Genomic DNA, 7022 nt, shown 5'->3' with positions numbered 1-7022 from the left:
GCCAGTTAAGGCTTAAGCTGGTCAGCTACCTGAAAGGGGGGCACGAAGCCCCCGTGCTTCAGTCGGGGGTGCTGACTAGAACTACCTCTATTTCTGTCTCAAAGGTACAGCCGTGCTGGAAGCACGGGGTTGGAAACCGATGATTTCCGATGATAACATAGATTTTCGTAATGTTATCAATTTATCTTTAAGGTTCTTTACAGAACTTTGGGTTACGCAAAAAAACTTTACAAAAAACCATTTACAAGAATGGGGGTCTTAGCTTTACTGTTAAGAAATTAACATATAAGACCAAGATTCTTTTAACTCGATGTCAAAAGAAGTCCCACACCACGCCGTTGGGTTAATGAGAGGCAGTGTAGCAAGAGACTGATATCATTAACACACTATTGGCATTCATTGTCAAAAATGTAATCTTATTGAAACTATGCCCAATCCATTCCTAGGTGTCAGGATTCCTTCTGAGGTACACGAAGCACTCATGGCGCGGGTAAAAATCACTGGACAATCCAAGTCCGATCTGGTCATTGATGCCTTGAGATCCTATCTGGGAATATCACCTCAGCAGGAAAAACTTGATCAATTAGAAGTCAGACTATCGGCCTTAGAATTTAAATTGGAACAGTTGGGGGAAGAATCCCATTCAGATGATTAGACCTACCATGAGCCATTTTAATCTGCTCAAATCGGGTGATTCTGGGCGGTTTTCATCTGCCAAATTTTTGGGTTTGATGTTTCCTAATTTGAGGGATTATCAGCTAGGGTAAAGACCGTAAAATAGGATGACCAATGAAGGAACAGCAATGGTCATTAAGAGGGTGAGAAGAAAGCCAACTCGTGTAAAGTCGGAGAATTTATAACCTCCGGGACTATAAACCATGGTATTAGTTTGGTAGCCAATGGGGGTCATAAAGCTACAGGAAGCGGCGAGAGTGACTGCAAACATAAAGGCATAGGGATTTAATTGCAGGGTTTCAGCTACTCGGACAGCAATGGGAATCATGAGTACTACGGTGGCATTATTGGAGAGAATTTCTGTTAATAAAACTGTGATGATAAAGAAAAATGTTAACACCCAATACCCGGAAAGATGACCCCCGACAGACACTAAATTCTTAGCCAGCCATTCAGTTGCGCCGGAATTTTCCATAGCAATTCCTAGGGGAATTAATCCGGCTAATAGAAAAATTACATCCCAACGAACAGCACCATACATTTCACCGGGTTTTAGACATCCAGTGGCGACCATCAAAATAACTCCGGCTAAAGCACTAACTAAAATGGGAACTATTTTGAAGGCTGCTAGTGCAATTACGCCTAAAATAATGCCAATGGCGATCGCAGCTTTATCGGTGCGTAAGTTTTCGATCTCTCTCTCTTCTAAGACTAACAGTTCCCTAGTGGTTTGTAAACCAATAAAACTCTGTTTTGGGCCTTGGACTAATAATAAGTCACCAAATCTGAGTTTGATTTTTCCTAAGCGTCCTTGGACTAATTCGGCACCGCGACGTATGGCTAATACGGTGACATTATACCGCTGTCTAAAGCGTAAATCTTTGAGGGTAGTACCAATTAGACGGGAGTTGGATAAAATCAAGACTTCGGCGATTTTTTCTTCTCCAGAACTCAGGACTGTTTCTAGGGATTGTTCCCTAAATTTGACATCAGGTAAAAGATCTAAACCTCTTTCGTTTTTAATTTTGAGTAAATCTTCACGGGTGCTACGAATAATCAGAATATCTCCGGGTTTTAAGACTTTATCGGCTACGGGTTGGGGGAGGTGAATTTTGTTGCGAACTAACTCTAATACGTCTAGGTCAAATTTGCGTTGAATTTCACTTTGGCGGAGGGTTTGTCCGACTAAGCTGGATGTATTAGTGACGACTACTTCGCTGAGATATTCCTGCAAATCATAGCTGTTATCGATGCCACTATTCATGCGTGATTCTCGTTTGGGTAGAAGTTTGGGGGCAACGAAGGAAATGTATAATAAACCAATGATAAAGGTTAATAATCCGACACTGGTAAATTGGAAAATATGAAAGTTCTCATAACCTAATTGTTCAGAGATGCCACCAGCGAGGATATTAGTTGATGTGCCAATTACGGTAATCATTCCCCCTAGAATTGAAGCGTAAGAAAGAGGAATCAGGAATTGGGAGGGTGAGTTTTTTTGCTGTTTACACCAGTCTTCGATGATGGGTAGAAAAATAGCGATAACGGCGGTATTATTAATAAAGGCTGAAATGGGTGCGACTAAGCCAACCATCACAAAAAGCTGTTGATTGATGCCGTTTCCTCCCCATTTAATTAGTCGATCGCGTATAATTTGAATGACTCCGGTGCGGGTAATTCCGGCGCTGAGGATAAACATAGCCATAACGGTAATGGTGGCTGAATTGCCAAAGCCAGAAATTCCCTGTTCGGGAGTGACTAAACCCAGGAACATTAATAAAACTGTAACAGCGATCGCCGTTAAATCTACCGGTAGCCATTCAACTATAAAACTAATCAGGGCGAGAACAACTATAGACAGAGTAAGAAAAACTTCCATGGGTGAAGATATGGTAAGGTGGCTGTTCACAAAGGTAACGTTTGATCATACAGCCAATTAGAACAGGTGTCAGGTATAGGGGAGTGAATAACCCTAGACCTGCGAAAAAGGACGATCAGTAGATCGTCCCTTGGGTTAAAGGCTGGGGGCTACAATGAGTTAATTTTTGGATTTGCTATTTCCGCCGCCATTGCTATCATCAGCAACAGTAGCTAAAACTCTTTGGGCTAGTTGTTCGGGGACTTCCTGTAAATGGTCAAATTTCCAGTTAAAGTAACCGACCCCCATAGTTAGCGATCGCAATTCTACAATCAGATCTTGCATTTCCGCCTGTGGTAAATAAGCCGACACCTGATCCCAACCTTTCCAGTCAGCCACAGGTTCATAGCCCAAAATTTGACCACGGCGAGTAGTAATCAATTGGAACAGTTGAGAGGTAAAGTCATTAGGGGCGCATACTTCCACCGTAACAATAGGTTCAAGCAAAGTGGGGTTACATTTAGCCATACCCGTTTGCATAGCCAGCCTGGCGGCTTGTTTAAAAGCCTGTTCGGAACTATCCACAGAGTGATAGGAACCATTAGTCAGGGTGACAGAAACATCAACGACGGGGAACCCTAGGGGACCTTGTTGGAGGTATTCTCGCACGCCCATTTCCACGCCGGGAATGTATTGTTTTGGCACCGCGCCGCCGACAATGGTTTCACTAAAGTTAAAACCTTCACCGCGAGGTAAGGGGGTAATATCTAAATAAACATCACCAAATTGTCCATGTCCGCCGCTTTGGTGTTTGTAGCGCCCGTGGGAGTTGGTATTAGAACGGATCGTTTCTTTATAGGGAATTTGAGGCGGCGAGGTAACTATGGGTAAGTTGTACTTGCGGCGTAGGCGATCGAGGGTTACTTTTAGGTGAATTTCTCCCTGTCCCCAGAGGATAACCTGGTGAGTGTCGGTGTTTTGTTCCCAAGTTAGAGAGGGATCTTCCTCGATCATTTTGGTGAGGGCGGCGCTGAGTTTTACTTCATCTTTGCGATTTTCTGGGGCGATCGCAAATGCCAATACTGGTGGCAAAACCTGGGCTTTCGGTAACGGTGCTTTGAGGCGATCGGGTTGAGTGGTCAAAGTATCCCCGGTTTTGATGCCTTCCATACGCGCCAAGGCGACAATTTCCCCGGTTTTGGCAACTTGCACGCCCTGGGTTTGTTGTCCCAGCAGACGGTACATTCCGGCTGCGCGTATACCATTAAGAACAATGCCCTCGGTAAGTTCTCCCTGCCAGACTCGCACTAGGGAGAGTTTACCACCTTGGGGGGTGTAAAAGGTTTTCAGGACTTGGGCGATCGGGATATCGCTGGTTCCTTTGAGTCCCCGACGTTCGGCGGTTAAGCTGGGTTCTGGGGCTTCTCGGACTAGGGCATCAAGAAGCGATCGCACTCCATATTCTAATTCAGCCGCTCCGAAAAATACGGGAACAATCAAATCCGCGCCCAATTCCATTTTTAGGTCTTTGACAATTTCCTCCGTGGGCGGTTCAATTTCTTCGAGAAGTTCTTCCAAAAGGTGATCATCAAAGTTAGATAATTGTTCTAACATCTCCTGGCGGGCGGCGTGTTCCAGGTCTTTTAGTTCTTCCGGCATGGGAACCGGATCTGAGGCGGCACCAGGATGGTAGTTATAGGCTTGTTCTGTGACCAAATCGATAAAACCAATTAATTCTGAACCTTTGGCGATCGGATATTCTTGGGGAACTATGGGGCGACTCGATACAGTTTTCAGGGCATTTAATAACTCTAAAAAGTTGAGGTTGCAGCCTTCTTCATCAGAGAAAGCCCGATCCATTTTATTAATGAACACAATATGGGGAATTTCCCAATCATCCAAAAATTTGAATAACGGGGATAGGGTGAGGATGCGTAATGGTTCCGGTTCACAAACCACTATTGCTAATCCTGCACCCATCAGGGCGTTATAGGTTTCTTGGGCAAATTCTACCGAACCTGGACAGTCGAGGAAGGTAAAGTTAATGCCGCCATATTGAGTATAAGCGGCATTGATTTCTACACTCATATTGCGATCGCGAGCCTCAGCTACGCTATCCCCGATCCGATTGCCTTCTTTAGCCGTACCTTTACGGGTAATCGTTCCCGTCGCAAACAGCAGACTTTCTAGCAGCGCTGTTTTGCCGCTCAAATAGGGGCCGACAATCGCGACATTACGATTTTCTGATGCAACATTATTTGTCATCTGACGCTCTCCTGAAACCGGATAAATCAATCATTATAACACGGTGGCAATTGTGATTTTTTGAACGAGAAATCATCTCTCGGAAACTTAATATTTTTTCAACAATTCACAACCGGGATACCGTGGGACTTTGCTGCTCTCAGTTTCCCTTAGTCTCCGGCTCATATTAGGATAGATACTTCCGGTTAGGGATTGAGAGTGAACTACCTTTTAATTTAGGATATTTTGTCACCAATTTTACACCTAGTTAATCAAACAAAACATTATTAATTTTTGCGAATTTTTGTAAATCAATATGGCGTTTTTTCAGGTTAATTTAAGATTTGCTCTCAGACAGAATACCCCCCCATAAAGCACTAAGGGGGGGTGAGGGGTTAGAGCAACTAACTGGATAAACCCATCATGTCGCTGTTATCGTGACCGGGGGCTACCATCGGGTAACAGTCCTCATCACGGGTAACCCGAACATCTAGGATCATCGGACCCTTGTGAGATAGAGCTTTAGCGATCGCCTTTGGTAAATCTTCCCGTTGGCGGACTGTCATAGCCTCAATGCCATAAACATCAGCTAACCGGGCAAATTCTGGGGTTCCATCTTCCAGGTTAGTAGCCTCATAGCGGTCATTATAAAACATATGTTGCCACTGGCGCACCATTCCCAACCAGCCATTATTGAGAATAATCACCTTAACCCCAATACCATACTGAGCAATAGTTCCCAATTCTTGCATATTCATTTGGAAACTACCATCACCGCTAATACAGATAACCGTATCATGAGGATGAGCCACCTTAACCCCCACAGCAGCAGGTAAACCGTAACCCATAGTCCCTAAACCGCCGCTAGTCATCCAACGTCGGGGGCCATTTTTGACGAATTGCGCCGCCCACATTTGATGCTGACCCACATCAGTAGTATAGAAAGCATCAGGACATTGATGGCTAAGTTCCACAATCACCTCTTGAGGAGAGATACCATCTTCCGGGTGAGGAACCGTCAGGGGGTATTGGTTACGCAATTGATTAAGGTGCGAGTGCCATTCCTGGGTTTGTTCCGGCTTAATTTCCGTTCCCAACTGATAGCTACGTTGTAGCATATCCCCCAAAACCTGTCGCACATCTCCCACAATAGGAACATCAGTAGTGCGATTTTTGCCCACTTCCGCCGGGTCAATATCAATATGAATCACCTTAGCGCTATGGGCGAATTGATCTCCAGTACCCGCCACCCGGTCATCAAAGCGAACCCCCACCGCGATCAGCAAATCACATTCACTCACCGCAAAATTAGCATAGGCGGTTCCGTGCATTCCCAGCATTCCCAGAGATAGGGGGTGATTTTCATCAAAAGCACCTTTTCCCATCAAAGTGCTAGTAACTGGTATTTGGAAGCGTTCCGACAATTCGGCGATTTCAGCATGAGCCCCCGCCATAATTGCACCTCCCCCCACATATAGGAGGGGTTTAGTAGCTTCGGAAATCAACTGTAAAGCCTGATTAATTTGTCGAGGATTTCCCCGCACCGTGGGACGATATCCCACCCGTCGCACTGACCCTGGTTCTACCGGAATATAATCAATTTGAGCATTACCCACATCTTTGGGAATGTCAATTAACACAGGTCCCGGTCTGCCACTACTGGCTAGGTGAAATGCCTCAGCCACAATTCTCGGTAATTCCGAAGGTTCGCGGACTAGATAGGAATGTTTAACAATGGGTAGGGTAATCCCAAAAATATCAATTTCCTGAAACGCATCTGTTCCCAAGGCGCTGCGGGGGACTTGTCCGGTAATGGCTAACACCGGGACAGAATCGAGATAAGCAGTGGCTAGACCTGTCACTAAATTGGTGGCTCCCGGTCCAGAAGTGGCTAGACATACCCCCACCTTTCCGGTACTCCGGGCATATCCATCGGCAGCGTGGGCCGCTCCTTGTTCGTGCCGCACCAGATAATGTTTGATTTCCCCGGCTTGTTCGGCTCTATATATTTCGTCGTAAATGGGTAAGTTTGAACCTCCTGGATAGCCAAAAATATGCTGCACACCGTGGCGGCGCAGGCTATCAATCAGGGCAAAGGCTCCTGTTACTCTTTTTACGGCTTGTTTTTGGTCCTGCATAACATTCTCCATCTCTGATGCCTAGGATAAATTATGGTTGGGATTACCTGAGCAATTGTCATCAATTTTTTATATTTGTGACAATTTCTGATTCATACTCTTGCCAT

4 protein-coding genes are annotated in these 7022 nt (G+C 45.2%); 1 reads left to right on the top strand and 3 read right to left on the bottom strand.

Annotated features, from left to right (window positions below; genetic code table 11):
* The first annotated feature begins 427 nt into the window (after positions 1-427).
* Positions 428-655, top strand: coding sequence for a YlcI/YnfO family protein (locus ACTIE0_RS05145; protein ID WP_006670089.1), 228 nt, complete (start codon positions 428-430; stop codon positions 653-655).
* A 99-nt stretch (positions 656-754) separates the two neighbouring features.
* On the opposite strand, the gene ACTIE0_RS05140 is transcribed toward ACTIE0_RS05145, so the two are convergent.
* From ACTIE0_RS05140 to ilvB, 3 genes are all read right to left on the bottom strand, one after another.
* Positions 755-2554 (bottom strand): SLC13 family permease, encoded by a 1800-nt coding sequence (locus tag ACTIE0_RS05140; protein WP_006670088.1) that lies wholly within the window; start codon positions 2552-2554, stop codon positions 755-757.
* Positions 2555-2713: 159 nt separating this feature from the next.
* Entirely contained in the window at positions 2714-4798 is a 2085-nt protein-coding gene (locus ACTIE0_RS05135; RefSeq protein WP_006670087.1) for an elongation factor G, read from the bottom strand.
* A gap of 383 nt (positions 4799-5181) precedes the next feature.
* Complete coding sequence (gene ilvB / locus ACTIE0_RS05130) at positions 5182-6915, bottom strand: biosynthetic-type acetolactate synthase large subunit (protein ID WP_006621362.1); 1734 nt, start codon at positions 6913-6915, stop codon at positions 5182-5184.
* Positions 6916-7022 lie beyond the last annotated feature (107 nt).

It is taken from the genome of Limnospira sp. (assembly GCF_051859755.1).
Taxonomy (GTDB): domain Bacteria; phylum Cyanobacteriota; class Cyanobacteriia; order Cyanobacteriales; family Microcoleaceae; genus Limnospira; species Limnospira fusiformis.
Note: the sequence above shows the minus strand (reverse complement) of the source record. Positions and strands in the feature narration are given on the sequence as shown.

Excerpts from the sequence above, each read along its gene's own strand:
- ilvB (WP_006621362.1), bottom strand. The coding sequence starts at position 6,915 with ATGCAGGACCAAAAACAAGCCGTAAAAAGAGTAACAGGAGCCTTTGCC.
- ACTIE0_RS05145 (WP_006670089.1), top strand. The coding sequence starts at position 428 with ATGCCCAATCCATTCCTAGGTGTCAGGATTCCTTCTGAGGTACACGAA.
- ACTIE0_RS05135 (WP_006670087.1), bottom strand. The coding sequence starts at position 4,798 with ATGACAAATAATGTTGCATCAGAAAATCGTAATGTCGCGATTGTCGGC.
- ACTIE0_RS05140 (WP_006670088.1), bottom strand. The coding sequence starts at position 2,554 with ATGGAAGTTTTTCTTACTCTGTCTATAGTTGTTCTCGCCCTGATTAGT.